Here is a 23,033-nt window from a genome sequence, read left to right as displayed (position 1 = left end):
TTTTGCTGTCAACTCGAAAATACGAAATGCGTATATGACACAGTTATACGATTATGCGATATATCTTCTATGGAAACGGATATAATTAAATGGTTCGCTGAAGCGCTTGATGCTTGTGGGTTGACGCAAGAACAAGTTGCCAAAGAGCTCGGATTAAACCGACAGCCTGCGATAAGTGAAATTCTGAAAGGCAAGCGTCAGCTCAAGGCCAATGAAATGGTCATAATGAGTAAGCTGAGCGGAATGGCACTGCCGGATCGTAGCACAAAGATACCTGTGCTTGGATATGTAGGTGCTGGCGCCGAAGTTTACCCGATCGACGATGGCGATCCACTGTACGACGTGACCATCAGTAGCGCGCTGCCGAAAGACACCGTTGGCGCTATTGTTCGCGGCGACAGCATGTATCCCATTTTTGAGGATGGGGATCTCGTCGCCTACTCAGGAATCGAGATGCTACCCGAAGACGCACTCGGCAAGACTTGCATGGTTGAACTGCAAGATGGTCGCGTCCTTATAAAAACCGTTCGTCGCGGTGTGGCTCCTGGCCTCTACACTTTAACCAGTACAAATGCTCCGGATATCGAAGATGTAGAAATTGTGTGGGCTAGGAAGTTTGTAATGCGGATGCCAAGGGAATTTTGGCGCTCACTCTAATACGATTATCGTTTGAATATTCAAGGTCGCGCAAGCGGCCTTTTTTGTTATCCTTTTAAAAAATACGAAAAACGTATCACATCTCGTTGACATAAATACGAATCACGTATATCTTCCAATCATCAGCCGACACACAGAATGTCGGGACGCACAAAAGGAGAATGAGTTGCACAAAGAGAAGCCGGAGCTCCCGCGACCGGACAGATAGCTACAAAAAATCCCAAGACGACCAGCCAATACACGAGGAGAAAATCATGACCAATTCGATCAGAGCGCTTTTCGCCGTCAACGACAAATACCCACCGTAGACCAACAGGAGCGCTGGCCTCACATATGAGGCTGGCGATGTTGCGCGTGCTTATTAGTGAGTGCCGGTGGCCGTACAATATTAGAAGTTGAATGAAAGCTGATTAGGCCAGGAACGGGTGTGCTCTCGGACGTTTTCAAGCCTTCCAAGTCTGAACCGTACATAAGAGCGTATGTGGACGAGACGTTCAATAATCTTTTTCATGCTGCTGTTCCTCGCGTGTTTGGTGGGTGTTTAGACTGACGGCCATTCATGGATGACCAGTGTTTGCTAACACGACACACATCGAGCACGGGGAAAGCGGCCACCGACACTCTCACATAAGCATGCGCAAGAATAGAAGCATATAGAACAAAAGAATAGGTGCCGGTGGGGATTGAGCTGGTTTGTAACGTCAGCCTAGAAATCGAAGGCCAGTTGTCCCGGCCACGACCGCCAATGAGCACTGACATGCTCAAGTCGGCCAAATCGCAGACGAACGTAAGCACGAACTGCGACCAACTTAGGTTTCAGCATAAGCCAATACCTCCACGCTCTGACGGTTAAAGCCGCCTCTCAGCGAACGCAGTGATGCGCCGCTTCGCCTACATGAGAACAGCCGAAGCTGCAGAGTGGCTATTTGCTCCCCACCGACATCTACCCATAAGCATGCAACCAAACAAAGTACAACCATGAGGAGAATTGATATGCAGATTGTGCAGGCCAGAGGCCGAGAAATTCCTGTAATGACCCGTAACAAAAGATACACGCCAGAGCGGGCTCGCGCGGAGGCTTTGTTTAATAAGCCAGCGGCTGCAGCTAAGCCGCGTATTTTAGAAGATGCGCCGAAGGCGGCAATTACGTCCGGTCTTGCTACTCGGTCGGCAGCCGTTAAGCATGCATCGACGAATGAAACTGAACACGACAAGGTCTTCCGCTTGGTGCGTGAAGGGCGTTTTGAAGAGGCAGCCCGTATCGCAGCGCGTCTGATCAATGCAGACAACGATGAAGGCTTCTTCGTTTACAGCGGCACGCCTGAGTTTAATAAGGCGATAGCCTGGCATCGTCGAATGATTACCGACGGCGAGCCACATGCAAATGTTCACATCATCACATCTGAACGCGCTCAAATCCTTCTGTTGAACAACGACGGTAATCGTCGCGTAAAAGCCCTAAACCTTGCCAAGATCATGCGGGATATCGCCGAAGGTCGTTTTGAGGTCAACGGTGAATCCATCATCATTTGCAAGGATGGAACAGTCAACGATGGTCAGCATCGCTCTTTTGGGGTTCTTCTGACTGGAAAGTCTATCGAGACGGTTGTTTCATACGGTGTTACAAAGCAGTCAATGCGGACTGTTGATATCGGCGATAAGCGTCAAGCAAAGGACCGATTAGCCATTGCCGGCGTAAACGACTATGTGCGCCTGTCAGCAATCGCGTCCTTTGCTTTCGAGACATATTTTGATCGATCACCGACACCTTCAGAGGTCGACGACTATTTCCACGAGAATCGCAACCAGATTGAAGAAGCGGCTAGCGCTGCTGGTACGCCAGTTAAGGGCGCTGGCCCGTCTGTTTGTGGCGTAGCTGCCCTTCATCTTCTGTCACTCGGATTTATTTCGAACGACATTAATGACTTCTTCCGACGTGTTCGGAATGGGGAAGACATGAAACGTGGCAATCCCGCTCTTATTCTTCATAAGGCATTGTTCAACTCCGAGCACAAATTAAAGCTGTCTCGTGAAAGTTGGCTGCGAGCATTTGTTCATCATTTCATTTCTTGGAAGGCGGGTGGCAAGCTCCGCGAAGTCGTCTTCAATAAAGACATCCGTAAGGTAGCTTAAAATGGCACGCAGGCGGTATGATATTCAGGACATCCATATAGACGATAAACGCATGCGCGGCGCGAATATGGAAAAGGTTGCAGAGATAGCAAAAAGCATCTCTGAGGTCGGGCTGATGAATCCGCCTGCTGTCCGCGTGGTTGAATCGATGGTGATTGATGGTGAGGAATGGGGGCGTGTACCCATCCTCATCTACGGACGGCATCGCTTACTTGCCATGCAGTCTCTCGGCCATGAAGTGATCGAATGTGAGGTCTACGAAGTAGATGAACTTCGTGCTGAACTGATGGAGATCGATGAAAATCTGGCTCGATCCGAACTGTCGCCAGCACAGGAAGCCGCACATATCTTGCGGAGGCAGGTCATTTGGAGTGAGATTAGTAAGTCAGAAAGTGAAACAAATTGTTCCACTTTACGAACTACCGGGCGCGGGAACAAACAATTCGCAGCCGAACTCGCAGAAGTCACAGGTTCGTCCAAGGTTGACATCAATCGTAAGCTGCGTCGCGCACGTGAGCTTGGCGATGATGCCCAAAAAATTGCGAATACCAGCCTTGACAGTGGCGTTGAAATGGACGCGCTCATTAAGCTTACCGCCGACAAGCGCGAAAGTCTCATCGCCCGTGCCGAAGCGGGTGAAAAAGTGAGCGCTCGACCAGCACCGAATACCAAGCCAATAACTGCCGACAAAGCGTTTGATGTCATTGCCGACGACGCTGCCAAAGCAGTGGCGTCTAATAAGGACAAGAATCGTCAGGCATTCTGGGATGCATGGGCTGCCCTAGACGAATCCGACAGGCAAGAATTCGCCGCCATTATCTGGTCGCAATATAAGGCGGCGAAAGCATAAAAAGGCGGAGTTTATGAGCCGGCACCACCCGCTGCTCGCTCCGCCTCGTAATCCCAGCGCTTACACGAGGAGGGCTTACGCCGCTTCTACACGCTGGTTTCCTTGCCCAGTACCACCCGGGCCGACCAGACAGATGGCTTCACCAAGGCCATTTGTCAACCAACACCAACACGAGGAGAGCATGAAAGATTATGAAACAATAGAAGAGGTGCATCGTATGCACGAGGCGGGCGCCACTCCGACTGAGATTGGAAACGCGCTTAGCCTGCCCAGATCGACAGTAGCCTCAATTCTGCGCCGTCCGATACCAAAACCTACAGCCGACCGCATTGTTGTGCGGTGTGTTTCGAACGGTGGATGGTCCACGGCCAATCACTGCGTCAGTTATATCGCAATGCCACGCATTCGTGCGCTAGAAGCCGCGAACGATAACTACGAGCCGGGCGCAATAGCAGCCTGAGCAACGATGGCCGCGTCGGAATTATAAACCTACGTATTTTTGACCGGCCACAGATCAACCTCCTAACAGGAGGAATATCAATGAAATCCCATAACTTGCGTGAGCCACACAAGGCTTACCAAACCAAATTCACGCGGACTGGTGAGCGGGACACGACGAACCGCAAGCCTTATCGAACAGCCGCGCAGAAGCTGCATGCCCGAGACACTGCCGTCCTTAAAGACGGTCGGTATGTTTCGAACGCTCCTGTGTCCTTCAGCAGAACGAAGCGGGGTGCAGCGTGACTTGCGAGTGCGGTGACTGCTGGGATCTGCCCGGCTCAATTGTGACCCACAAGCTGACAGGATGGAAGGGCATCATTATCGGCGATCGAGATGGCTGCATGTTCCTAACAGTGCGGTTCTGGATACCAGGCACCGGGCTTGGGACGATTGAAGTTTCGCGCTTCGAAGTCGAACCACCGGCCAATGATGGCGACGGCGGTGGCGGCTCTGAGATCGGCACAGAAGAAGACAATGTCATTCCGGTCGATTTCACCAAGGGTGTGAAGCTGACCGCAAAAACAAAGACGAGGGGAGTAGCTTGATGGCGCCCTTCAAAGACTACGTAGTCGAAGACGACCGCATCTTGTCCAGCGAAAGTACGCTGGGCCTTGGTGATCGCTTCGTCCAAGGGCTGTTAGTTGTTGCAGCATTAGCTCTGGCCATCGGCTTTTACTCATGGGTGCTGTTGTGACCTACCCACGGTTCCCCACGCTGACAACTTCTGCGCCAGTCTGGCTGATCGGGTCGCTTATCCTGCTGGCCATGATGATCGGATTGAGGCTGGCATGAACGCGTTAGCTCTAATCGGCGGCCTCGTCCTATGCGGGATCATTGCGGTCGGCGTTGCTCAGATCATCATCAAAACCACCACCAAACCAACCACGAGGAGAAGATAATGCGTATTCTCGCAGCTATTTTCGGATTTTTTGCATTCATCATCACGCTGACAGTTGTTTTCGGCTCTTGGTACACAATCGACCAAGGCGAACGAGGCGTTCTGCTGCGCAACGGCGCGCTTGTGGGTACTGCTCAACCTGGTCTGGGTTTCAAAACACCTTGGATCGAAGAGGTGGTGAAGGTCTCAGTCCAGTCGCGAGCTCAGCTCTATAAGGAAGTGCCAGCTTACTCGAAAGACCAGCAGTCAGCGGTTCTTTCCCTGTCGGTCAATTATCGAATTCCAGCCGACAAGGTGACAGAAGTCTACAGCGTCTACGGCGGGGAGGATGGTCTTTTGTCTCGGCTCGTCGATCGACGAGTGAATGAAGACCTCAAAACCGTGTTCGGCAAGTTCACTGCAGTAGCAGCAATTCAGGAGCGATCCCGCCTTAATCTTGAAGTCGCTTCTGCGATTCAAAGTTCGGTGAAAGGCCCGGTCATCATCGACAGTGTGCAGATTGAGAATATCGACTTCTCAGATGCTTACGAGGCCAGCATCGAGCAACGCATGCTTGCAGAGGTGGAGGTGCAGAAACTTCGCCAGAACGCCGAACGTGAGAAGGTGCAGGCAGAAATCACGGTCACACAGGCAAAGGCCAACGCTGACGCGGTACGTGCAAAAGCGAATGCAGAAGCCGAAGCAATCCGGATTAAGGGTGATGCAGAAGCGACTTCGATCAAGGCACGCGGCGATGCACTTCGCGAAAATCCCGGTCTTGTGGCTCTGACGCAAGCTGAAAAGTGGAATGGCCAGTTGCCAACCACGATGCTGCCGGGCGGCTCGGTGCCAATGCTGCAGCTGCAATAAGCAAACTTGGCGGGGTTCGCTCCGCCACTAACTACCAACCAAACACACACGGGGAGTTACTTATGGCTATCAGCCTATCAAGCCTCAAATCGACGAAGAGAAACGACCCGCCAGTCATGCTTTTGTATGGCGTCGACGGCATCGGAAAGACCAGTCTTGCCGCTGAGTTTCCAGATCCGATCTATCTGGCCACAGAAGGCGAGCGTCCGCCGTCCGACGTCGAAATGGCAACGCCAGGCACGATTGAAAGCTTCGACGACTTGCTCAACATTATCGGCGAACTGCTGACAGTTGAGCACGATCGGCGCACCGTCATTATTGACAGCGCGGACGGCCTCGAACCGCTTGTCTGGGCTGCGACCTGTGCCCGCCTTGGCATCACCAGTATTGAGGAAGCTGGATTCGGAAAAGGCTACGTGGAAGCTGACACCGAATGGAATGAGCTCATGTCGGCCCTGTCGGCGCTCGCGCAAGCTGGCATTTATGTGGTCATCCTTGCCCACCCCGAGATTGTCCGGTTCGATAGCCCGACGACCGATCCTTATTCGAGGTATCAGCCGAAGCTTCACAAGCGCGCCAACGCACTTGTTCGCGAGAAGTCTGACGTTGTGGCGTTCATGAACTATCGCGTTTCAATCAAGGAAAAGGAAGTCGCGCGCCAGACAAAGGTCGCTCATGCAGAGGGCGGCAAAGAGCGCCAGATCCATCTGAATGAAGGTGCTGGCTTCAATGCCAAGAACCGCTATTCAATGCCCGACGCCGTTCCATACCGCAAAGGGCAGGGCTTCGCCGAGCTTGCGAAGTATTGGCCGGTCACGCTGCAGGAGGCTGCTTGATGGAAAAAGCACTAGCGGGACTGGTCACGGTTGCCGCCATCCTTTTCTTTGCACCGCTAATCGGCGTTCTCTTTGGCGCGTTTTCGGGATGGGTTGTCGGTTTCTTCTTCACTGAAACAGTGCAGGAATTCCTTGCAGCGTTAGGCGTGAATGCTGGTCACTTGTCACTTTGGCAGATTGGCGCTGCGCTTGGCTTCATCGGTGGGTTCTTCCGACCCACCGTGTTTCGCGCAAAATCTTAATCTGCGCATTCACCACATCACCAACACGAGGAACTAACACATGGCGAGACTTGGAACGGCGTTTGACGCCACCCAACACGACACGACGCAGTCGGACTATTCCGAGCTGCCGAACGGCACATACAAGATGGAAATCGAAGCGGCCGACGTTGCCGCAACATCTACCGGCAGCGGCACGATTCTGAAAACCACGATGAAGGTGCTCGAGCCTGTTGAATATGCTGATCGCAAGCTGTTCAACAACTACAACATCGAGAATAAGAATCCGCAGGCGCAGAGATCGGCCAGCGGCAGTTCGCCAGCCTTTGCCGCGCGCTCGAAATGTCCTCGGTAGAAGACACCGACGACCTGCTCTTCAAGTCGTTCACGGTGCGAGTGGCCCTCGGCAAGCCTTCAAAGGACGGCCAGTATCCGGCGCGCGCCGAGATCAAGAAATATTTCTTCCCCGACGAAAATAACGTGCCTGAGCCGAGCATTGACGCTCAGCAGCCTGCGGCGGCAGCGCAGCGACCAGCCAATGACAACCGCCCTGCAGCTGCAAACAACAACAAGCCAGCGCAGCCTGCAAAAGCTGCGGGCAGCCGTCCCTGGTCTAAGTAAGAACCAACCACGGCGCGGTCACCAGCCGCGCCTACCACCAACACGAGGAGAAACCCATGCGGGTAACGCTTGACCGAGCGCAGCTTGCGCATGCCTTGTCGACCGTGACAAAGGCAGTCGAGGCCAGAACGACAATCCCAATTCTTGGCAACGTGCTCTTGTCCGCGGACAAAGGACAGCTGAGCATCACCGGTACAAATCTTGATCTGGAAATCAGCACCAGCTTGCCGGTTCTGGACAGTCAGGACGGCACAGTCACGGTTGCAGGCAAGTTGCTTGCAGACATTGCCAAGAAGGCAACTGGCGACGTTAATTTGGAAGCCGACGGCAGTTATCTGGTCGTTAAATCTGGGAAAAGTCGCTTCAAGCTGGACACGCTGCCAGCTGCTGACTTCCCATCCTTCAACCACGGAAGCTTCGACACCACGATCAAAGTAGATCTGGCATCACTCGTGCAGGAAGTGCAGTTTGCTGTCAGCACGGAAGAAACTCGCTATTATCTCTGCGGCGTTTTTCTGGAAGCGAAGGACAGCCATATCGTTGCCACGGCGACAGATGGTCATCGCCTTGCATCGACACGCATTGAGCAGGAAGCGACGTTTACTCCCGTCATTCTGCCTAACAAGCTGCTGTCCTTGCTGCCGACCGGCGTCGTGTCAGTTTCGTTGTCATCGAATAAGGTCATGGTTGAGAGCGGTTCGACTGTAATCTTGTCGAAGCTGGTCGACGGCACATATCCGGATTACGAGCGCGTTATTCCAAAACCATCAGAGCGTGTCGCTACGCTGTCGGCAAAAGCACTGCGCGAAGCTGTCGGTCGCACGTCGGTCATCGCCAGCGAACGTGGGAAGGCCGTTCGCTTCTCATTTGCCTCTGATGCTCTGACATTGAATGTCGCTAATCCAGATCGCGGCGACGCTACCGAGGAGATGGAAGTCAATTTCAGCAGCGAGCCGCTGACGATCGGTTTCAACGGTCAGTATGTCACCGACCTCATGGCAGCATTTGGTGCGGATGAAATAACGATGTCAATGGCAGATGCCGGTTCGCCTGCGCTCATCACGTCGGCGAGCAGGCCGGGGTATAGGTGCGTAATTATGCCGATGCGGACATAGACTGTGGCTCCACTCCCCAAACCACAATCTACAACCGTCGGCGCGATCTATGCTGCTTACGAGGCCCAGGCGAAATCCTGGGACTCGTGGGGCATCAGCGTGGGCGAGGCAGGCACCGAATGCGACAGGGCGCTTTGGTATGGTTTCCGATGGGCGTCAGCCCACGAAGTCCACAGCGGCCGCCAGCTGCGCTTGTTTGAAACGGGTAACATCGAGGAAGACCGTCTCGTCGCTGATCTCGAACGCATCGGCGTCGACGTGTACGGGCAGCAAGACAAAATCCGGCTTGTGTCAGGTTTCGTACGCGGCAAGTGCGACGGTAAGGCAATGAATGTGCCGGAGGCATCGAAGACCGAACACCTGCTTGAGTTCAAGTCGAGCAACGCCAAAGGCTTCGCACTGATTGTTAAGGATGGCTGTCAAAAAGCAAAGCCGTTGCATTATGCGCAATGTCAGCTTGGAATGCATGCCTTCGGTTTAAGCCGGTGCCTTTATCTCGTCTCATGCAAGGACAGCGACAGTCTCTATTCCGAGCGCATCGAATACGATCTGGAGTTCTGCTTAAGGCTTGTCGCTCGCTGCGAACGCATCGTGTTTTCGGACATGCCGCCGAGCAGAATTAGCGAAAACCCGGAGTTCTTCGGATGCATGTTTTGCAAGCACAAGGCCGTCTGTCATCACGATGCACAGCCGCGTGTGAACTGCCGAACCTGCCTTCATGCTCAACCTGAAAGCGGCGGTGATTGCCATATCTCGTGCGCACGATGGGCAAAGCCTTTGTCTATCGACGAGCAACGCGACGGTTGCCCGGCGCATTTGTATCTGCCGGGCATGGTGAATGGTGAACAGATCGACGTCGACGAGGACGCCGAGACGATCACGTATCGCATGAAGAGCGGTGAGGTGTGGGTTGATGGCGAGGGGAGGAAGGCGGCGTGAAATACGATAATGATAATCAGCCAATTCGTTATGGTCCTTGGCTCCCCACTAAGGCGGCGGCACTCGCTGTCGGTGCTACACAATATTTTAATGGGAACCCATGTCTGCGTGGACACGTATCGCCTCGTTTCGCATCTAGCCGCAACTGCGTTGCTTGCAGTTATGAAAATGGTCTCAAGTTAAGGACATCTGCAGCAACAGCTCAAAGCGTGCGAGATTATATGCGTGTTTATCAAGCCCAAAGGAAAACTGAAGATCCTGAATTCCTAGAGAAAGTTAGGGAGATTGGCCGCGTACTCGACGCAAAGCCAGAGCGGCGCAAGAAGCAAAACGAGCGGAAAAAATGGAGAATAGTGAATGAACCTGGATTCCGCGAAAAGGTTAATGATCAAAGTCGGCCAGCAAAAAAATCATGGAAGAAAGCAAACCCAGAAATTGTGAATGCACATTCGAGGACTAGGCGTGCGCGACGGCGTGGAGCTGATGGCGTTCATACAGGGGAAGATATTTTGAGGATCCATGCGGCACAAAAATACAAGTGCGCTGAGTGCGGTGTTTCTACCAAAAAAGCTAAGCATGTGGATCACATAATGCCGCTAGCTCTCGGTGGATCAAACTGGCCAGAAAACCTTCAGATCCTTTGCCCTCTATGTAATGACATTAAGGGTGCAAAGCATCCACTTGAATTTGCGAAACAAAATGGACGGCTATTGTAATGCTGGAACTCAGGTCTTACCAACGCGAAAGCATAGACGCGCTTTATGAATATTGGGCCAATGGCGGCGGCAACGGATTAATTGTGCTGCCTACCGGTGCCGGGAAAGCCCTGGTTATTGCCAAGATCATTGAGGAGTTGCTTGCTCAATACCCAGACATGCGGATCGTCAATGTCACGCATTCGGCGTCATTGGTCGAACAGAACTTCAAGGAGTTCTTGGGTCTCTGCCCGTTTTCGCCTGCTGGCATTTATTCCGCCAGCCTCAATCGTCGTGACAGTAGGGCGCAAGTGCTGTTCTGTGGCATTCAGTCGGTTTGGAATAAGGTCAAGCAATTGGGCCCGATCGACCTTGTTCTGGTCGACGAGGCTCATGCCATTAGCCGAAATGCTAATACCCAATACGGCAAATTCTTTCGAGATGTACGTGAGGAGAACCCAGACAGCAGAACGGCTGGCACTACAGCAACCGATTATCGTATGGATTCAGGCCGTCTGACCGATGAAATGGATTCCGACGACGATGTAGATGAGGATGGCAATAAAGTCAGGTTCAAGTTGTTTGACGATGTCGTTTATGAAATCGGCATCGCGGAGTTAATAGAAAATGGCTACCTGACGAAGCTCACCAGTCACAAGACAAACGCGAAAATTGACCTAAAGGGAGTTGGGTCTAGGGGTGGCGATTACATACCGGGACAACTATCGGCCGCCGCTGAAAAGATCATTGAGGTTGCTGTCGCGGAAGACATGGTTATGTCTGAAGGTCGCCGTGCAGGACTATTCTTTAGTACCAGTAAGGAAAACGCGCGGCACATTGCTGAGTGCATTCATAGTCATGGGCGCACTTGTGCCGTCCTGACGAGTGATAACGCTCACCAAACCAAGGAGGTATTTGAGGGGTTCCGATCCGGTAAGTACTGGGCAATTTCTTCAGTCTCAATGATTACCACCGGGACAAATTTTCCTTTCGTGGACTTCATCAGCTTGATCTTGTCAACTAAGTCGGCGGGAAAACTCGTGCAGATTTTAGGACGAGGAACCCGCAATTCTCCAGGGAAGACCGATTGCTTAATTGCCGATCACGGCAAGAACCTTGCCTATCACGGACCTATCGATCAGATCAGGCCGAGGGCACCGGGAAGCGGTGACGGTGAAGCGCCCCGCAAGGTGTGTCCGAGTGAAGAAACACCTGGAGCAGTGCGTGACACTGAAGGCAAGTTCGGATGCGGCGAAACGATTCATGCATCGGCTAAGACATGCCATTGTTGTGGATATGTTTTTCCTGAAAGCGAAAAGACGTCCATTACAGCTCAAGCAGCTGATGCCCCAGTCCTTTCGACCGCCGAAGCTGAATGGCGCAAGGTAACAGGCAGGACGTTTCACTTCCACGAAGGCAAGGGCGACAAGCCGCCATCGGTCAAGTGCAGCTACATCGCTGGCTATACGCAGATCAATGAATGGCTTTGTCCGCAGCATACGGGTTTTGCACAAACCAAGGCGCATCGATGGTGGACACAGCATGGAGGCCAGCGACCTTTCCCTAAAACGGTCATGGAGTGGCTTGAACGTCAGCGAGAGTTGCTCACCACCGACGAAATCAGCGTCGTTCCGAATGGCAAATACTGGAATGTGAAAGACGTACGGGCGGGCCTCGATTTTGAAGCAGATAACGACAACGTTCCGGAGCCAGCAAATGACAATGTTTCTATCGGTCTTTCGGAACTGCTGGACGACGAGATTCCATTTTGAAAAAGGCCCGCATCGCGCATTTGGGCGGGGGGCTTGGGGTGCGCGATACGGGAAGCATATTTCCAAAGGAGGTCAATGCAATGCCGAGGTTACGAAATAAATCCTAGAATAAAATAGAACAAATGTAACGGTTGCCAATACTGGGTGATACAACCGAAATATCTTAACCGTTCATTAATACTATCTTTATGAGCAGTCTGCATCGTTGACTGTCGGCCTCACCAGCCAACCACACGAGGAGAATTGAAGATGACTAATGACACTTACGATCCGTACACCGCAAGAACCACGGCGCAGGCAGGACACAACAACCCGCCGACCTCTGCATATGAAGAGATCAAGCAAGAAATCGAAGACCTGTTTGCTGAAGCTAAGAATTTCGCAGACGGCGAAGCCATCGACAATCAGGCGCTTGCCGACGCAGTAACCGAACTGCACGACAATTTGCATGAGGCTGGCAAGCGCGCCGATGAGGTTCGCAAGGACGAAGCGAAGCCACACGACGACGCCAAAGCAGAAATCCAGACGCGCTACAACAAACTGATCGGCAACACTAAGACGTCAGGCAAGGGCAAAGTCGTTCTCGGCAAGGAAGTGCTGCAAGGTCTCCTGACCCCGTGGCGCAATAAGGTTGCCGCTGAAAAGGAAGCTGCTGCCAAGGCAGCGCGTGAGGAAGCCGACCGCGTAATCCGCGAGGCGCAGGAGGCAATTCAGGCGAGCGCCGGCAATCTGGAAGCGCGCGAGCAGGCTGAGGAACTGGTCAAGGAAGCCAAGCAAGCTGACCGTTGGGCGAAGCGCGAAGACAAAGCGGCAACGACTGGCACTGGCCTTCGTTCGGTCTGGCATTGCGATCTTGTTGACGAAGGCGTCGCGCTTGACCACTACTGGGGCAAGCGGCCTGAAGCGTTTAAAGACTTGATCGTCAATATGGCTCAAACAGATGTTAGGTCTGGCATCCGTTCAATTCCTGGTTTTCGTGTGTATGAGGAAAGAATCGCACGATGACAGATATGTCACCAGAGTTTCTTAAAGAGTGTTTTGATCTTGACGCTGACGCGGGAGTTCTCACATGGAAACAACGTCCATTAGAACATTTCTCTAGTTGGAAGTCTTGGCACAGTTGGACAATTCATGCTGCAGGCAAAACGGCCGGAAACTATCGATCTGATGGCTATATTAGGATCACTATCGATAAAAAGCGCTATTATGCTCATCGTATAATTTATGCCTTAAGTCGTGGCATCAACCTAACGGACGTTCCTTCAGAGATAGACCACATAGATAAGAACCATATGAACAACAGGCCCAATAACCTTCGCCCCGCTACTCGATCGCAAAATTTAATGAATACAGCCCTGAGAGCCGATAACACAAGTGGAATTAAGGGTGTTGGTTTTGATAAGAGGCGTGGTGGATGAACTGCTAGAGTCCGGGTCAATGGAAAAATTCACCACCTTGGTATTTATGCAACCGCGCAGGAGGCAGGAAAAGTACGGGAGCAAGCTGCTAACCATCTGCATGGTGAATTCGCGCGCCACGATAGTATCAGCGAGGCAGCATGACAAACTACGGCGATCAGTTCATGAAATGCCAGGATTGCGGCGGCACCGCTGAGGCTGAATGCGTTGACGTAGGCGTCGGCCTGTACATCAAAGACGAATACGAATGCTCCTGCGGCTGGAATTCGGCCGCAGATGGACGGATGAACGTCTCCACCTATGACGACTGGTTTCCTGACCTCAGCATCCCAATTGCTGCCGAGCAGCAAGGCGGAGCGCCCAGCCTTTAACAACCACCCCGCCAGCCACCCACTGGCGGGTTACCAAACACGAGGAGAGAATGAATGCATGCACCGCTACCCAGCGGGCCTTTCGGCTGCGTCCTTGCGGACCCGCCTTGGTCTTTTAGAACATATGGTAAAAAAGACGTCGCGCCAGCACGAGGTCGCCAGCCTTACGGCGTGATGTCGCTCGACGATATCAAAGCGCTGCCTGTCGAACAGGTATGCGCTCGCGACTGTTTGTTGTTCATGTGGACGGTTTCGCACCTGCAGGCCGCTGCAATCGATGTGGCAGCCGCGTGGGGCTTCAAACCTGTCAGCATTGCTTTTGTCTGGGACAAAGGCCGCATGGGCATGGGTTACTGGACGCGGCAGGAAGTTGAAATCTGTCATTTGTTCAAGCGCGGCAAGCCTCGCCGCCTATCGAAAGGCGTGCGCTCACTCATCAAGGCTCCGCGTCGCGAGCATTCCCGCAAACCAGATGAACAGTACGGACGCATCGAGAAGCTGGTCGACGGTACTTATCTAGAGCTCTTTGCTCGTCAGGCGTGGCCGGGCTGGTCTTCATGGGGGAACGAGTCTGAGAAGTATGTTGCGGCCAATAATAACCAAGATTTGCTGGGGAAGGTGGCTTAATGGCTAAGCTCACGAGGGCGCAGGCTCAGGCCCACTCTCAAGCAGTCGCTATCCTGCAGCAAGAGCGTCTGTCGGAAGACGACAAGGAATTCGTATACAGAAACTGGAACGAGGGCGCTAACCACGTAAACGGCGAAGCTGGTGCCTTCTTCACCCCATTCGATATGGCGTTTGATTTTGCGATAGATGCTGGCGGCGGTCGCATTATTGACCTGTGCGCTGGGATTGGAATGCTGTCTTACGCCATTTGGCAGCGTAGCCGTTTCAACGACAGTAGGCCGCAAATCACCTGTGTAGAGCGTAATGCGGACTATCTTGAGGTCGGGAAAAAGTTGCTGCCAGAAGCAGAATGGATTCACGCTGACGTATTTGATGTTCTCGATATGGGACTGGGGCACTTCGACAGTGCGATTAGCAACCCTCCGTTCGGAAACATCAAGCGGAGCAGAAATTCCCCGAGATACAGCGGCAAGGACTTCGAATTCCACGTAATCGATATTGCGGCACATCTGGCGGACTACGGCACGTTCATCGTTCCACAAATGTCGGCGGGCTTTAATTATTCAGGACGGCAAAGCTATGAGAGGCAAACTAGTGGCAAAGCCGTTAAGTTCCAGGAGTTGACCGGTCTGCATTTCGATGCAGGCTGCGGCGTCGATACTGCCTATTTCATCGATCAGTGGAAAGGCGTCTCTCCAATGTGCGAGATCGTTTGCGTTGAATTTACAGATGCGCCCGTCGTTGCCGCGAAAGCGCAACCTGCGAACGACAACCAACCGCTTGTGCAGCCCAACCTCTTCGGAGAAGCCGCATGAGCCATCCAGATCAATGCCACGTCTGCCTCCGTCACGCCGTGGGACTTGGCGTGCAGTCAGACCGAGAACCGATCCGCTGGCTATGCAAGGAATGCGCAGATATTGCCGAGCACATTCGTTCCCGCCGAAGGCTCGACCCTTACGAATTACGCGCTCTTGATACCGGTGTTGAGGCAGTAGGAGCCTTCCTTGGGTCCATAGGCAAAACCGATCTTGCGGAATGCGACGAGCTCGAAGCACGCATGCTGGTGAAAGCCGCATGGGAAGGCTGTGGGCGAGGGATGCGGGAAGCTTTGAAGGAGGCGCCGTTTTAGGAAGGGCACCGTTTTAGGAAAGCCGCTAACGACAACGACGTCAGGAAGCCTGACGATTTGCCTCGAGCGTGTTGAGAAGATCGCTGAGTTCTTTGGCATCGCGGTAGTTCAGACCTACCGCCTGCCTTGATCCCATTTCGACTAGCTTTTGAGCTTTCTGATCAAACACTGACCAAGTGTCGTTTACCCCGTTCGATGTCTTGTAGCGTCCACCGATGTACCGTCCACCCGTTAATGTCGATCTGCTCATGCGAGTCCTTTCAAGGAACGAATCAATTGAAAACAATGAGTACAGCTATGATTATTTCAGCGCAACCTTTGGTCAATGATGCTGATCCAATGCTCGACGTCGCGTTGTCGTATCAGGCTCAAAACTGGCCGGTTTTCCCGTGCCGCTACCGCGACGAGGAAATTATCGATCCACAAACCGGTGAAATCGAAATCCTCGCTACTAAAACGCCTCTGACATCAAACGGGTTCCGTGGCGCGACACTGAACGAACGCATCGTTCGCGAATACTGGCGCCGCAATCCATCCGCGATGATCGGCGTGCCGACAGGTGCACCTATTGGTGCATGGGTGCTGGATATCGATCCGAAGCACGGCGGCGACGAAACGCTTGCAGCGCTTGAGGCCGCACACGGCGCGCTGCCTGCAACGCTGACCGCAGAAACCACGAGCGGCGGCCGTCACTATTTCTTTCGTCATCGTCAGGGCGTTCGTAATCGTGGCGCGCTTGGCTCCGGCGTCGATGTGCGCGGTGACGGCGGTTATGTCATTGCGGCCGGGAGCGTGCCGGGGGTTGGCCTGCCATATCGCTGGATCATGGAGCAGGAGCCGGTCGACGCGCCCGACTGGCTGCTGGAACTCGTGCTGCCCCGTTCGTACGAGAGCACATACACCGCAGCGCCGTCTGTCAGTGGCAAGATCAACGATCGTTATGTCGAGCGTGCTGTTCAGTCTGAGCTGGACGATCTCGCGCTTGAACCGATGGGCAACCGCAACAACCGTCTGAACGACGCCGCGTTTCGTTTGGGCACTTTCGTCGGGGCTGGCGCTCTGGCTGAGTCCGAAGCGCGTGCGCTGTTGCAGGACGTGGCACGAGGCTGGGGCCGCGACTGGCCGCGCTGCGTCAAGACCATCGACAACGGCCTGGCAGCCGGTGCCCGCAGCCCACGTATCGTGCCGCAGAATGACAACGACAACACACGCCTAGTCGATATCAGCCGCATGATTGCCAATGGCTTGGCAAAAGCGGAGGCACGCACTGACGTTGTTGCAGAGCCCGTTGCGGACTTTGATTCATCTATCAGCGAACCGGAACAAACTACTGAAAACAAACGCGCAATCATCGCTACACCTTTCGTATGGAAAGACCCGTCGACGCTTCCTAGGCGCGAGTTTGCGTTCGGTAAGCACTTCATTCGTAAGTATGTTTCAGTAACGGTTGCGCCGGGCGGTCTTGGCAAAACTGCGAACAGCATCGTCGAAGCGCTCGCCATGGCGTCAGGTAAAGCACTCAACGGCACGAAGCCGCCGAAGCGTCTAAAGGTCTGGTTGTTCAATGCCGAAGATCCTCGCGACGAGCTTGAGCGTCGTATCATGGCAGCGTGCATTCATTTCAATCTGAAGCCAGCCGATATCGATGGGCATCTGTTTCTCGACACAGGCCGCGAGCAGGAACTGGTCATTGCGATCGACGACAAGAAAGGCGTGCGCATTCAGGAGCCGGTTGTTGAAGCAGTCGTTGAGACGATCTCGGAGCTCGGCATTGACGTGATGATTGTTGACCCGTTCGTCTCGACGCACCAGGTCAATGAAAACGACAATGGCGCAATCGACAAGGTGGCCAAGCTATGGGCGCAGGTCGCTGACCGCACGAACTGCTCAATCGATATCGTGCACCATCTGCGCAAGGTGAGCGATCGTGAGGCTACGGTTGAAGACGCTCGCGGTGCTGTGTCCCTGATCGGTGCGGCGCGTTCGGTGCGTGTGCTTAACCGCATGTCCGAAGCGCAGGCCAAAGACGCAGGGATGGGGTCAATGGATCGGTTTGCGTATTTCTCTGTCACATACGGGAAGGCTAACCTTGCACCTCTTTCTCACAAGGCTGATTGGCGCAAGCTGGAGAGTGTTGCGCTTGGCAACGGGCAGGGGCTGACAAAGCCGCAGGATCATGCGCCGGTCGTTATCGCTTGGACTTGGCCGACCAGCGAGGACATTGCAGACGAACTTACAGAAGCGCAGCGCGAGGCCATCCGTGGTGCCGTTAATGGCGGGATGTATAAGCAAGCACCTAACGCTAAGGAATGGGTCGGGCTAGCAGTGGCCTACGCTCTGCAACTGGATGTCGACGAAGAAACGGACAAGAAGCGCGTCGGGATGATCACCAAGGCGCTCTTTGCGGAAGGCTTTCTGAAGAAGGTCGAAGAACGAGACCCGATCCAACGACGCATGACGACCTTTGTCAGAGCGGTGTAAAAAGGCGGCCGAAAGGCCGCTTTTTTATTGGGTATCTTTTGTGCTTATGTCCTCGGTATCCGACTTTCCGTTTGAGAAGAATATCAGAGTGAGCAGCGCAAACACCATTATGATAATGGCAACGTCGAAGGCGTTGACAGCGCAAGCAATGCCGATAGCGCCTGTTGACCACAGACTGGCTGCTGTCGCTGTGCCTTTGATTGACGAGCTCAAGCGAAGTATTGCGCCACCGCCAATAAAGCCCATGCCTGTGATCACACCTTCAATAATGCGCGCAAGCGCTTCGGGATTGTCGGTGGTTATTCCCTCTGTCGCTTGAATAAAGCCACAGCTGGCTACTGCGACGAGTGGGAAGGTCCGCAGTCCGGCGCTTCGCTCTTGGCGTTCTCGGTGCCATCCAATCGGCAATGCAAGGATGTAGGCAGCAGCCAACGCGATAATGTGTGGCCAGACGTTAAAGTTATCGGACTTTAGCGCTTCTTCGAGCGCGATTTGAAGCTGATCCATGTTTTCTATCACTCTGGGTCAATGGCTTCAGTAAACGCAGTTGTCGCGGTTCCGTTCCCGAAGAGAGACTTTTGATACGCAAGCAACAAGCGGGATAGCGCCAGAATACAAGGGGGCCACCTTAGACGTCGGGCGGTTTTTTGCTCTAGTTAGCAGTTTCCGGCGCAATTCGCGGAATTTTACCCAGGAACCTATCAGCGAATCGTTCGTTTCGTCTTCCTAACAAGGAGGATGGATGTGAAAACCCTTTCTGATATTTTTGAGCACACCTTACAGGACATTTACTACGCAGAAAACGCGATCACCAAAGCGCTCCCGAAGGTAGCCAAAGCGGCAAAGAGTGCCAAACTAAAGCAGGCAGCCGAGGAGCATCTGGAGGAAACCAAAGGTCAGATCGCAACGTTGAATCAAGTGTTCAAGTCTCTCAAACTAAAGCCCAACGCTGAGAAATGCGACGCCATCGAAGGACTGATTAAAGAAGCAGACGGCTTGATTGAAGAAGCAAGCGGAACAGCTCTCGACGCTGGTCTGTTAGCGGCTTGTCAGGCAGTAGAGCATTATGAAATCTCAAGATATGGTTCTCTGCGCGAGTGGGCCAAGGAACTCGGACATACAGAAGCGCATACTTTGTTGACCCAGATTCTGGATCAGGAAAAAGCCACTAACAATAAGCTCACGAATCTTGCGATAAATCAGATAAACAAAGCTTAGTTTTGTTGAGCCATATGCCGAGAGGAGGGTGGGTGTCCTTCCTTTCGGGCACCAACAACACAACCCGCTGTCACAATAGAAATACAACCATAGGTAACGCATAAGTCATACTGCGTAAGTCTCAAAAAACCTAAAAAGACTTGCGCAAAAGCACGCTGCTTTTAGTGCGTAAGAGTTCTTATATAGAAACTTACGCACAAAGCGCGCAGCGCGTAGTTCTATGCTTTTGAGAACTACGCACTTTTTAGAAAATTTCACGATTGAAAAATACAACCTGATTTGAGGTTGGTTGAAATTATGCCGGTCGACGCTTGACCGACCTGTCACTCCCACCATGATGTGAATTGTTAGAAAACCAAGCTGACGCACCATGAACACGAGGAGAGGCCATGACACGAAGACGTGCGCTGAAAGGCGCGTCATCCAGCAAGCTCAAATCCACAGCCAGCACCAAACCTTCAGCAAGGCCAAAAGCCACAACCCAGACCGTCCGCATCAATGGCGTCCGAACAATCATCACGACACGCGATGGCAAGGTGACAACAAAAGCAGCACTGCCTCTGGAATGGGAACTGCAAGCTGCACAGGTCCGGGCATTACGCCGACTGCCAGAATACGTTCACACAGCGAAAGACGTTCGACCGGGTACATTCACGCTGGCTGGAGATCAGAACGCAGCCAAGCGAGGCCCCAAGGCAAGAGCCGAGGCATTAGCTGCAGGGCTGACGCCGGGAGAAGCAGACGTCCGGATCTATCTCTACGGTGGTGTGCTGCGTCAAATCGAAAACAAGGTCGGCAAGGTCAGGCTCGAGTCAAGCCAGATAACCCGCCATCCGTTGCTTGATGCTCTTGGCTTTCCCGTCGTGGTCGTCAGGGCAGTTACCGAGGGTGATGCAGCAGAGCAGGCAGTGAGGCTAGTTAAAGGCTGGCTGCTGGAAACTTCGAACGATAACCAACCAAAACCGCACGAGGAGAACATCAATGACGCAGCTTAATCTCAAGCCACACATCGCAACCAGCGCCATTCATGGAACACACATGCCTGAACGTACGCCAGAGCAAAGGCAAGCAGCAAGAGATCGCATACCTGTCGAACGGGCTCGCGAGGTGAAAGCGTTGGCCAAGTTGCGTCGCCGTATCAATAAGCGGCAAGGTATTGGTAGCGATTGGGATGGTCGTGCGGCGAATGACAACATCGCTTGGCCGTTGGCAACAGCGCTGATCAGGGAAGGTAATACGGACCTTCTTAAATATGCCATGATGTATCGTCGCATTCACACGGCGGCTAAAAGCAACGCGGTGCTAGGCGGGTCATCTGTGACGCTTGGTGAAGGAATAGCGCTTGACCGACACATCCATGTGCGCCCGAACGGAAGTGTCGCCTACAAGCACGTGCGTCAGTCAAAAGCTGCGAGCGTTGATATTCCATCCCGCAAGAAAAGCGTAACCGACTCCGAGACGCAGTTATCTTCTGAAAAATCAGAAAGCGGATACACGAACGTGCCGAAGCCTTGGAGGGGCGATGTGCCTGTCAACGAGATGATTGATGCTCAGCATAAGCTTTGCAGGCTGCGATCAGCTTTGGGTTATTTGTGTGAGCCGTTTGAATTGGCATGCATCGACGGAAAGACGTATGCAGAGGTTGGAGCAGCAACGATCGGAGGCAGTGTCGCTATCGCCACAGGGGCAGGACGTGCAAATGTGCACATCGCGCTTATCACGCTGCGCGGTATCCTTGGCCAAGTTGAACGACAAGATTTCAAAATGTCAGTTTAAACTCAAACCGTCAGAACGTTGGTAATAGTGGGAAGGCAAACTTCCAATTCATTCCATGTTCTGTGCGCACAGGCTGTTGCCAGCGACAGACGCTCGGTCAGCGATGAACCGGGCGTAACTACCTGACGACGGTATTCAGTCGTCAATCTGAAAAGCAAGCGCAATCCCCTGCAGTCATCGGCTCGCAGACATAGGCAGTGCACGCCTGCATTGCGCTTGCCAATCAATTCAAATCCCCGGCGCCGTTTCTCCTCCGGCAGACGGGATACGGCGGGTTGAGGTTGGCAACGATAAAGCCAGTGCCTCCCCGCCGATCAATTAACTATTCCGAATGGGCTACAACACGCTCGGCTGCGGTTGGGCCGGAGTAGTTTGTCACCGTCACACTGACGTGCGTTTCGATTACTGCGACCTGTTCAGCTATTTTGACTGGATCGCGCACACCGCTTTCAAAGGATCGGATTATGGCTCTCGCCACCCTGTCCTTGTCTTCATGGCTGGTAGGGCATCGATCAAGTAAGACGCAGCATTCTTCGTATGCTTTTTGCAGAATGGCTAAGTCTGAGGGACGGAAAGTCCCGTGATACCGTGCGTTCCGAAAAGGCATGTATATCACCTCCTATCCAGAACTGCATTTAACTATCTTTTAAGGAATTTGGCAAGCTCGACCTTCTGCAACCAAGTTAATCGGTCTCAGCGGAAGTAAGCCGCGTGGGCAATCGGTAACTGCCTCGCCCAACCCGAATGAACAGAACTTTGTTATCGAGTTGTTTGCCATCGCAGTTCGACGCGAGGAAACTAAAGTGATCAGTATAATGCCAACCGGAAATTATTCGTCGTATATCCTTAGCCGTGAATGGCTCGATAAGGGTCCCATCGACGTGCACGGCAGTAAGAATTAGCTTATAGGCCTTTTTCGCCGAAATTCTCATTTCGTAATTATATACTATTGATAAAATGTAGCAACCTAACATTCACCTCTTATAGAGGTAGAGCGATGTGAAATGCGGGCACAACAATCTTTGGAATCGGCTTGCGGTGGCGTTTTCATTTGATAAAAAAGGCAGGCGGTAAACGCCTACCTCAAGCTCGTATCCGGCAGTATTATTCAAGAGCTTTAAATTATTTCTTTTGCTTCTCGGTATCTTTGATTTGGGTGGTGAAGCCACCTCCTGTTTTGCTTGCAGACTTCTCAGCAGATGCTGATTTATCCTTCTTCGGTTTACGCACTTCACGATTACTGCGTACTTGGCCTTTTGCCATGACGGAAACTTTCTTGTTCAGAGCGGATTGTTCCAAACCTGCACAGATATCCGTTCAGGTCATTTTGCTCTGGTTTAAGCCTAGCACCTATGTCTTGCGCCCGTACGATAATTCGACAGATCAGACCGTTTTGTGGGGAATGAGTATAGATTGCCTGCAAGCATCGGCGCGCGATCTAAACGTATTTGTCAATTGAAACTGCTCATTGATAAGCCCCGTGCTTTTTGCCGGATCTCTATGTTTGGTTCCACATCATGCCACAACGCACATGGCTCCGCCGCTACAAGACTGCCAGATGGCAGCGAATGCGCGAGCGACAACTGACCGAGCAACCCCTCTGCATGTTCTGCTTACGGGTTGGTGACGTCGAACCGGCGACGGTTTGCGATCACGTCATCGCTCATAAGGGCGACGAGTTCCTTTTCTGGGATGCAGGCAACCTCCAGTCACTTTGCAAGACGTGCCACGATCGAACCAAGCAGCGCTTGGAGCGAGGTCAGGACATCGTGACCTTCGGGGCCGACGGGTGGCCGGTTTGAACCAGTACGAGTATTTTTTTTATAATGGCTAACCCCGTCTCGTGGTCCGAAAAATCGGGATTTTTCATGCGTCCTCCCATCGAAGGTGTAACATTTATGTCACTTTTGCGAAGTGTTGCAGAAA

At 52.9% G+C, this 23,033-nt stretch carries 30 protein-coding genes; 26 read left to right on the top strand and 4 right to left on the bottom strand.

The window, feature by feature from the left end; all coding sequences use genetic code 11:
* Positions 1-69: 69 nt before the first annotated feature.
* The 21 genes from C9380_RS16175 (at position 70) to C9380_RS16085 (ending at position 15,632) form a co-directional block, all read left to right on the top strand.
* Positions 70-657 (top strand): S24 family peptidase, encoded by a 588-nt coding sequence (locus C9380_RS16175; RefSeq protein ID WP_128094034.1) that lies wholly within the window; start codon positions 70-72, stop codon positions 655-657.
* Between the two features lie 993 nt (positions 658-1,650).
* Complete coding sequence (locus C9380_RS16170; protein WP_128094033.1) at positions 1,651-2,790, top strand: hypothetical protein; 1,140 nt, start codon at positions 1,651-1,653, stop codon at positions 2,788-2,790.
* A 1-nt stretch (position 2,791) separates the two neighbouring features.
* The gene (locus C9380_RS16165; protein WP_128094032.1) at positions 2,792-3,640 is read left to right on the top strand and encodes a ParB/RepB/Spo0J family partition protein; all 849 of its coding nucleotides are present in this window, start codon (positions 2,792-2,794) and stop codon (positions 3,638-3,640) included.
* A 181-nt stretch (positions 3,641-3,821) separates the two neighbouring features.
* Positions 3,822-4,100 (top strand): hypothetical protein, encoded by a 279-nt coding sequence (locus tag C9380_RS16160; protein ID WP_128094031.1) that lies wholly within the window; start codon positions 3,822-3,824, stop codon positions 4,098-4,100.
* 280 nt (positions 4,101-4,380) lie between these two features.
* On the top strand, positions 4,381-4,686 hold the full coding sequence (locus tag C9380_RS16155; RefSeq protein WP_105534706.1) for a hypothetical protein: 306 nt from the start codon (positions 4,381-4,383) through the stop codon (positions 4,684-4,686).
* Complete coding sequence (locus C9380_RS26910; RefSeq protein WP_164844674.1) at positions 4,686-4,835, top strand: hypothetical protein; 150 nt, start codon at positions 4,686-4,688, stop codon at positions 4,833-4,835. The genes C9380_RS16155 and C9380_RS26910 overlap by 1 nt, the downstream gene beginning before the upstream one ends.
* Before the next feature lie 204 nt (positions 4,836-5,039).
* Positions 5,040-5,888 (top strand): SPFH domain-containing protein, encoded by an 849-nt coding sequence (locus tag C9380_RS16150; RefSeq protein WP_105534705.1) that lies wholly within the window; start codon positions 5,040-5,042, stop codon positions 5,886-5,888.
* A gap of 62 nt (positions 5,889-5,950) precedes the next feature.
* Positions 5,951-6,724: an ATP-binding protein gene (locus tag C9380_RS16145; RefSeq protein ID WP_128094030.1), complete on the top strand. Its 774-nt coding sequence runs from the start codon at positions 5,951-5,953 to the stop codon at positions 6,722-6,724.
* Complete coding sequence (locus C9380_RS16140) at positions 6,724-6,966, top strand: hypothetical protein (RefSeq protein ID WP_128094029.1); 243 nt, start codon at positions 6,724-6,726, stop codon at positions 6,964-6,966. Before C9380_RS16145 ends, C9380_RS16140 begins: the two co-directional genes overlap by 1 nt.
* A 40-nt stretch (positions 6,967-7,006) precedes the next feature.
* A complete protein-coding gene (locus tag C9380_RS27550) occupies positions 7,007-7,300 on the top strand; it encodes a DUF669 domain-containing protein (RefSeq protein ID WP_247877614.1) in 294 nt (97 codons plus the stop codon).
* Positions 7,288-7,566: a hypothetical protein gene (locus C9380_RS27545; RefSeq protein WP_247877613.1), complete on the top strand. Its 279-nt coding sequence runs from the start codon at positions 7,288-7,290 to the stop codon at positions 7,564-7,566. The genes C9380_RS27550 and C9380_RS27545 overlap by 13 nt, the downstream gene beginning before the upstream one ends.
* 56 nt (positions 7,567-7,622) lie before the next feature.
* Positions 7,623-8,681, top strand: coding sequence for a DNA polymerase III subunit beta (dnaN, locus tag C9380_RS16130; RefSeq protein WP_128094028.1), 1,059 nt, complete (start codon positions 7,623-7,625; stop codon positions 8,679-8,681).
* 3 nt (positions 8,682-8,684) lie between these two features.
* Positions 8,685-9,620 (top strand): PDDEXK family nuclease, encoded by a 936-nt coding sequence (locus C9380_RS16125; RefSeq protein WP_128094027.1) that lies wholly within the window; start codon positions 8,685-8,687, stop codon positions 9,618-9,620.
* On the top strand, positions 9,617-10,336 hold the full coding sequence (locus C9380_RS16120) for an HNH endonuclease (protein WP_210249775.1): 720 nt from the start codon (positions 9,617-9,619) through the stop codon (positions 10,334-10,336). The genes C9380_RS16125 and C9380_RS16120 overlap by 4 nt, the downstream gene beginning before the upstream one ends.
* Complete coding sequence (locus C9380_RS16115) at positions 10,336-12,087, top strand: DEAD/DEAH box helicase (RefSeq protein ID WP_128094026.1); 1,752 nt, start codon at positions 10,336-10,338, stop codon at positions 12,085-12,087. The genes C9380_RS16120 and C9380_RS16115 overlap by 1 nt, the downstream gene beginning before the upstream one ends.
* Before the next feature lie 249 nt (positions 12,088-12,336).
* Complete coding sequence (locus C9380_RS16110; RefSeq protein ID WP_128094025.1) at positions 12,337-13,092, top strand: hypothetical protein; 756 nt, start codon at positions 12,337-12,339, stop codon at positions 13,090-13,092.
* The gene (locus C9380_RS16105; RefSeq protein ID WP_128094024.1) at positions 13,089-13,505 is read left to right on the top strand and encodes an HNH endonuclease signature motif containing protein; all 417 of its coding nucleotides are present in this window, start codon (positions 13,089-13,091) and stop codon (positions 13,503-13,505) included. Before C9380_RS16110 ends, C9380_RS16105 begins: the two co-directional genes overlap by 4 nt.
* Positions 13,506-13,645: 140 nt before the next feature.
* The gene (locus C9380_RS16100) at positions 13,646-13,876 is read left to right on the top strand and encodes a hypothetical protein (RefSeq protein WP_128094023.1); all 231 of its coding nucleotides are present in this window, start codon (positions 13,646-13,648) and stop codon (positions 13,874-13,876) included.
* 54 nt (positions 13,877-13,930) lie between these two features.
* Positions 13,931-14,503 carry an MT-A70 family methyltransferase gene (locus C9380_RS16095; protein WP_128094022.1) on the top strand — a complete coding sequence of 191 codons (573 nt, stop codon included), beginning with the start codon at positions 13,931-13,933 and terminating at the stop codon, positions 14,501-14,503.
* Positions 14,503-15,318 carry a methyltransferase gene (locus C9380_RS16090; protein ID WP_128094021.1) on the top strand — a complete coding sequence of 272 codons (816 nt, stop codon included), beginning with the start codon at positions 14,503-14,505 and terminating at the stop codon, positions 15,316-15,318. The genes C9380_RS16095 and C9380_RS16090 overlap by 1 nt, the downstream gene beginning before the upstream one ends.
* Positions 15,315-15,632 (top strand): DUF6511 domain-containing protein, encoded by a 318-nt coding sequence (locus C9380_RS16085; protein ID WP_128094020.1) that lies wholly within the window; start codon positions 15,315-15,317, stop codon positions 15,630-15,632. The genes C9380_RS16090 and C9380_RS16085 overlap by 4 nt, the downstream gene beginning before the upstream one ends.
* A gap of 40 nt (positions 15,633-15,672) precedes the next feature.
* On the opposite strand, the gene C9380_RS16080 is transcribed toward C9380_RS16085, so the two are convergent.
* Entirely contained in the window at positions 15,673-15,882 is a 210-nt protein-coding gene (locus C9380_RS16080; RefSeq protein WP_105534694.1) for a hypothetical protein, read from the bottom strand.
* A 47-nt stretch (positions 15,883-15,929) separates the two neighbouring features.
* Here C9380_RS16080 and C9380_RS16075 point away from each other — a divergent pair, with 47 nt between their 5' ends.
* Positions 15,930-18,113 (top strand): bifunctional DNA primase/polymerase, encoded by a 2,184-nt coding sequence (locus C9380_RS16075; RefSeq protein WP_247877612.1) that lies wholly within the window; start codon positions 15,930-15,932, stop codon positions 18,111-18,113.
* Between the two features lie 24 nt (positions 18,114-18,137).
* Here the strand turns inward: C9380_RS16075 and C9380_RS16070 are convergent, their stop codons facing one another.
* On the bottom strand, positions 18,138-18,620 hold the full coding sequence (locus tag C9380_RS16070; protein ID WP_105534693.1) for an MgtC/SapB family protein: 483 nt from the start codon (positions 18,618-18,620) through the stop codon (positions 18,138-18,140).
* Positions 18,621-18,857: 237 nt separating this feature from the next.
* Between C9380_RS16070 and C9380_RS16065 the strand changes: the two genes are divergently transcribed.
* The 3 genes from C9380_RS16065 to C9380_RS16055 all read left to right on the top strand — a co-directional run bounded on the left by C9380_RS16065 (position 18,858) and on the right by C9380_RS16055 (position 21,107).
* On the top strand, positions 18,858-19,331 hold the full coding sequence (locus C9380_RS16065; RefSeq protein WP_105534692.1) for a YciE/YciF ferroxidase family protein: 474 nt from the start codon (positions 18,858-18,860) through the stop codon (positions 19,329-19,331).
* A gap of 389 nt (positions 19,332-19,720) precedes the next feature.
* On the top strand, positions 19,721-20,326 hold the full coding sequence (locus C9380_RS16060) for a VRR-NUC domain-containing protein (RefSeq protein WP_128094019.1): 606 nt from the start codon (positions 19,721-19,723) through the stop codon (positions 20,324-20,326).
* Between the two features lie 112 nt (positions 20,327-20,438).
* Entirely contained in the window at positions 20,439-21,107 is a 669-nt protein-coding gene (locus C9380_RS16055) for a hypothetical protein (protein ID WP_252869818.1), read from the top strand.
* A 2-nt stretch (positions 21,108-21,109) separates the two neighbouring features.
* On the opposite strand, the gene C9380_RS26905 is transcribed toward C9380_RS16055, so the two are convergent.
* Together C9380_RS26905 and C9380_RS26900 are read right to left on the bottom strand one after the other, a co-directional pair.
* Positions 21,110-21,265, bottom strand: a complete 156-nt coding sequence (locus tag C9380_RS26905; protein WP_164844673.1) for a hypothetical protein — start codon at positions 21,263-21,265, stop codon at positions 21,110-21,112.
* A 964-nt stretch (positions 21,266-22,229) separates the two neighbouring features.
* Complete coding sequence (locus C9380_RS26900) at positions 22,230-22,406, bottom strand: hypothetical protein (protein WP_164844653.1); 177 nt, start codon at positions 22,404-22,406, stop codon at positions 22,230-22,232.
* A gap of 218 nt (positions 22,407-22,624) precedes the next feature.
* Between C9380_RS26900 and C9380_RS16040 the strand changes: the two genes are divergently transcribed.
* A complete protein-coding gene (locus C9380_RS16040; protein ID WP_128094017.1) occupies positions 22,625-22,909 on the top strand; it encodes an HNH endonuclease in 285 nt (94 codons plus the stop codon).
* Positions 22,910-23,033 lie beyond the last annotated feature (124 nt).

Origin of the sequence: Brucella pituitosa (assembly GCF_003049685.1) — a bacterium.
In the GTDB taxonomy this organism is placed as follows: Bacteria; Pseudomonadota; Alphaproteobacteria; order Rhizobiales; family Rhizobiaceae; genus Brucella; species Brucella pituitosa.
This window is presented reverse-complemented; position numbering and strand designations above follow the sequence as displayed.

What these genes read in the sequence shown, in the direction of transcription:
- C9380_RS16175 (WP_128094034.1), top strand. Translation starts at nt 70, where the DNA reads ATGGAAACGGATATAATTAAATGGTTCGCTGAAGCGCTTGATGCTTGT.
- C9380_RS16170 (WP_128094033.1), top strand. Translation starts at nt 1,651, where the DNA reads ATGCAGATTGTGCAGGCCAGAGGCCGAGAAATTCCTGTAATGACCCGT.
- C9380_RS16165 (WP_128094032.1), top strand. Translation starts at nt 2,792, where the DNA reads ATGGCACGCAGGCGGTATGATATTCAGGACATCCATATAGACGATAAA.
- C9380_RS16160 (WP_128094031.1), top strand. Translation starts at nt 3,822, where the DNA reads ATGAAAGATTATGAAACAATAGAAGAGGTGCATCGTATGCACGAGGCG.
- C9380_RS26910 (WP_164844674.1), top strand. Translation starts at nt 4,686, where the DNA reads ATGGCGCCCTTCAAAGACTACGTAGTCGAAGACGACCGCATCTTGTCC.
- C9380_RS16150 (WP_105534705.1), top strand. Translation starts at nt 5,040, where the DNA reads ATGCGTATTCTCGCAGCTATTTTCGGATTTTTTGCATTCATCATCACG.
- C9380_RS16145 (WP_128094030.1), top strand. Translation starts at nt 5,951, where the DNA reads ATGGCTATCAGCCTATCAAGCCTCAAATCGACGAAGAGAAACGACCCG.
- C9380_RS16140 (WP_128094029.1), top strand. Translation starts at nt 6,724, where the DNA reads ATGGAAAAAGCACTAGCGGGACTGGTCACGGTTGCCGCCATCCTTTTC.
- C9380_RS27550 (WP_247877614.1), top strand. Translation starts at nt 7,007, where the DNA reads ATGGCGAGACTTGGAACGGCGTTTGACGCCACCCAACACGACACGACG.
- C9380_RS27545 (WP_247877613.1), top strand. Translation starts at nt 7,288, where the DNA reads ATGTCCTCGGTAGAAGACACCGACGACCTGCTCTTCAAGTCGTTCACG.
- dnaN (WP_128094028.1), top strand. Translation starts at nt 7,623, where the DNA reads ATGCGGGTAACGCTTGACCGAGCGCAGCTTGCGCATGCCTTGTCGACC.
- C9380_RS16115 (WP_128094026.1), top strand. Translation starts at nt 10,336, where the DNA reads ATGCTGGAACTCAGGTCTTACCAACGCGAAAGCATAGACGCGCTTTAT.
- C9380_RS16110 (WP_128094025.1), top strand. Translation starts at nt 12,337, where the DNA reads ATGACTAATGACACTTACGATCCGTACACCGCAAGAACCACGGCGCAG.
- C9380_RS16105 (WP_128094024.1), top strand. Translation starts at nt 13,089, where the DNA reads ATGACAGATATGTCACCAGAGTTTCTTAAAGAGTGTTTTGATCTTGAC.
- C9380_RS16100 (WP_128094023.1), top strand. Translation starts at nt 13,646, where the DNA reads ATGACAAACTACGGCGATCAGTTCATGAAATGCCAGGATTGCGGCGGC.
- C9380_RS16095 (WP_128094022.1), top strand. Translation starts at nt 13,931, where the DNA reads ATGCATGCACCGCTACCCAGCGGGCCTTTCGGCTGCGTCCTTGCGGAC.
- C9380_RS16090 (WP_128094021.1), top strand. Translation starts at nt 14,503, where the DNA reads ATGGCTAAGCTCACGAGGGCGCAGGCTCAGGCCCACTCTCAAGCAGTC.
- C9380_RS16085 (WP_128094020.1), top strand. Translation starts at nt 15,315, where the DNA reads ATGAGCCATCCAGATCAATGCCACGTCTGCCTCCGTCACGCCGTGGGA.
- C9380_RS16080 (WP_105534694.1), bottom strand. Translation starts at nt 15,882, where the DNA reads ATGAGCAGATCGACATTAACGGGTGGACGGTACATCGGTGGACGCTAC.
- C9380_RS16075 (WP_247877612.1), top strand. Translation starts at nt 15,930, where the DNA reads ATGATTATTTCAGCGCAACCTTTGGTCAATGATGCTGATCCAATGCTC.
- C9380_RS16070 (WP_105534693.1), bottom strand. Translation starts at nt 18,620, where the DNA reads ATGGATCAGCTTCAAATCGCGCTCGAAGAAGCGCTAAAGTCCGATAAC.
- C9380_RS16060 (WP_128094019.1), top strand. Translation starts at nt 19,721, where the DNA reads ATGACACGAAGACGTGCGCTGAAAGGCGCGTCATCCAGCAAGCTCAAA.
- C9380_RS16040 (WP_128094017.1), top strand. Translation starts at nt 22,625, where the DNA reads ATGCCACAACGCACATGGCTCCGCCGCTACAAGACTGCCAGATGGCAG.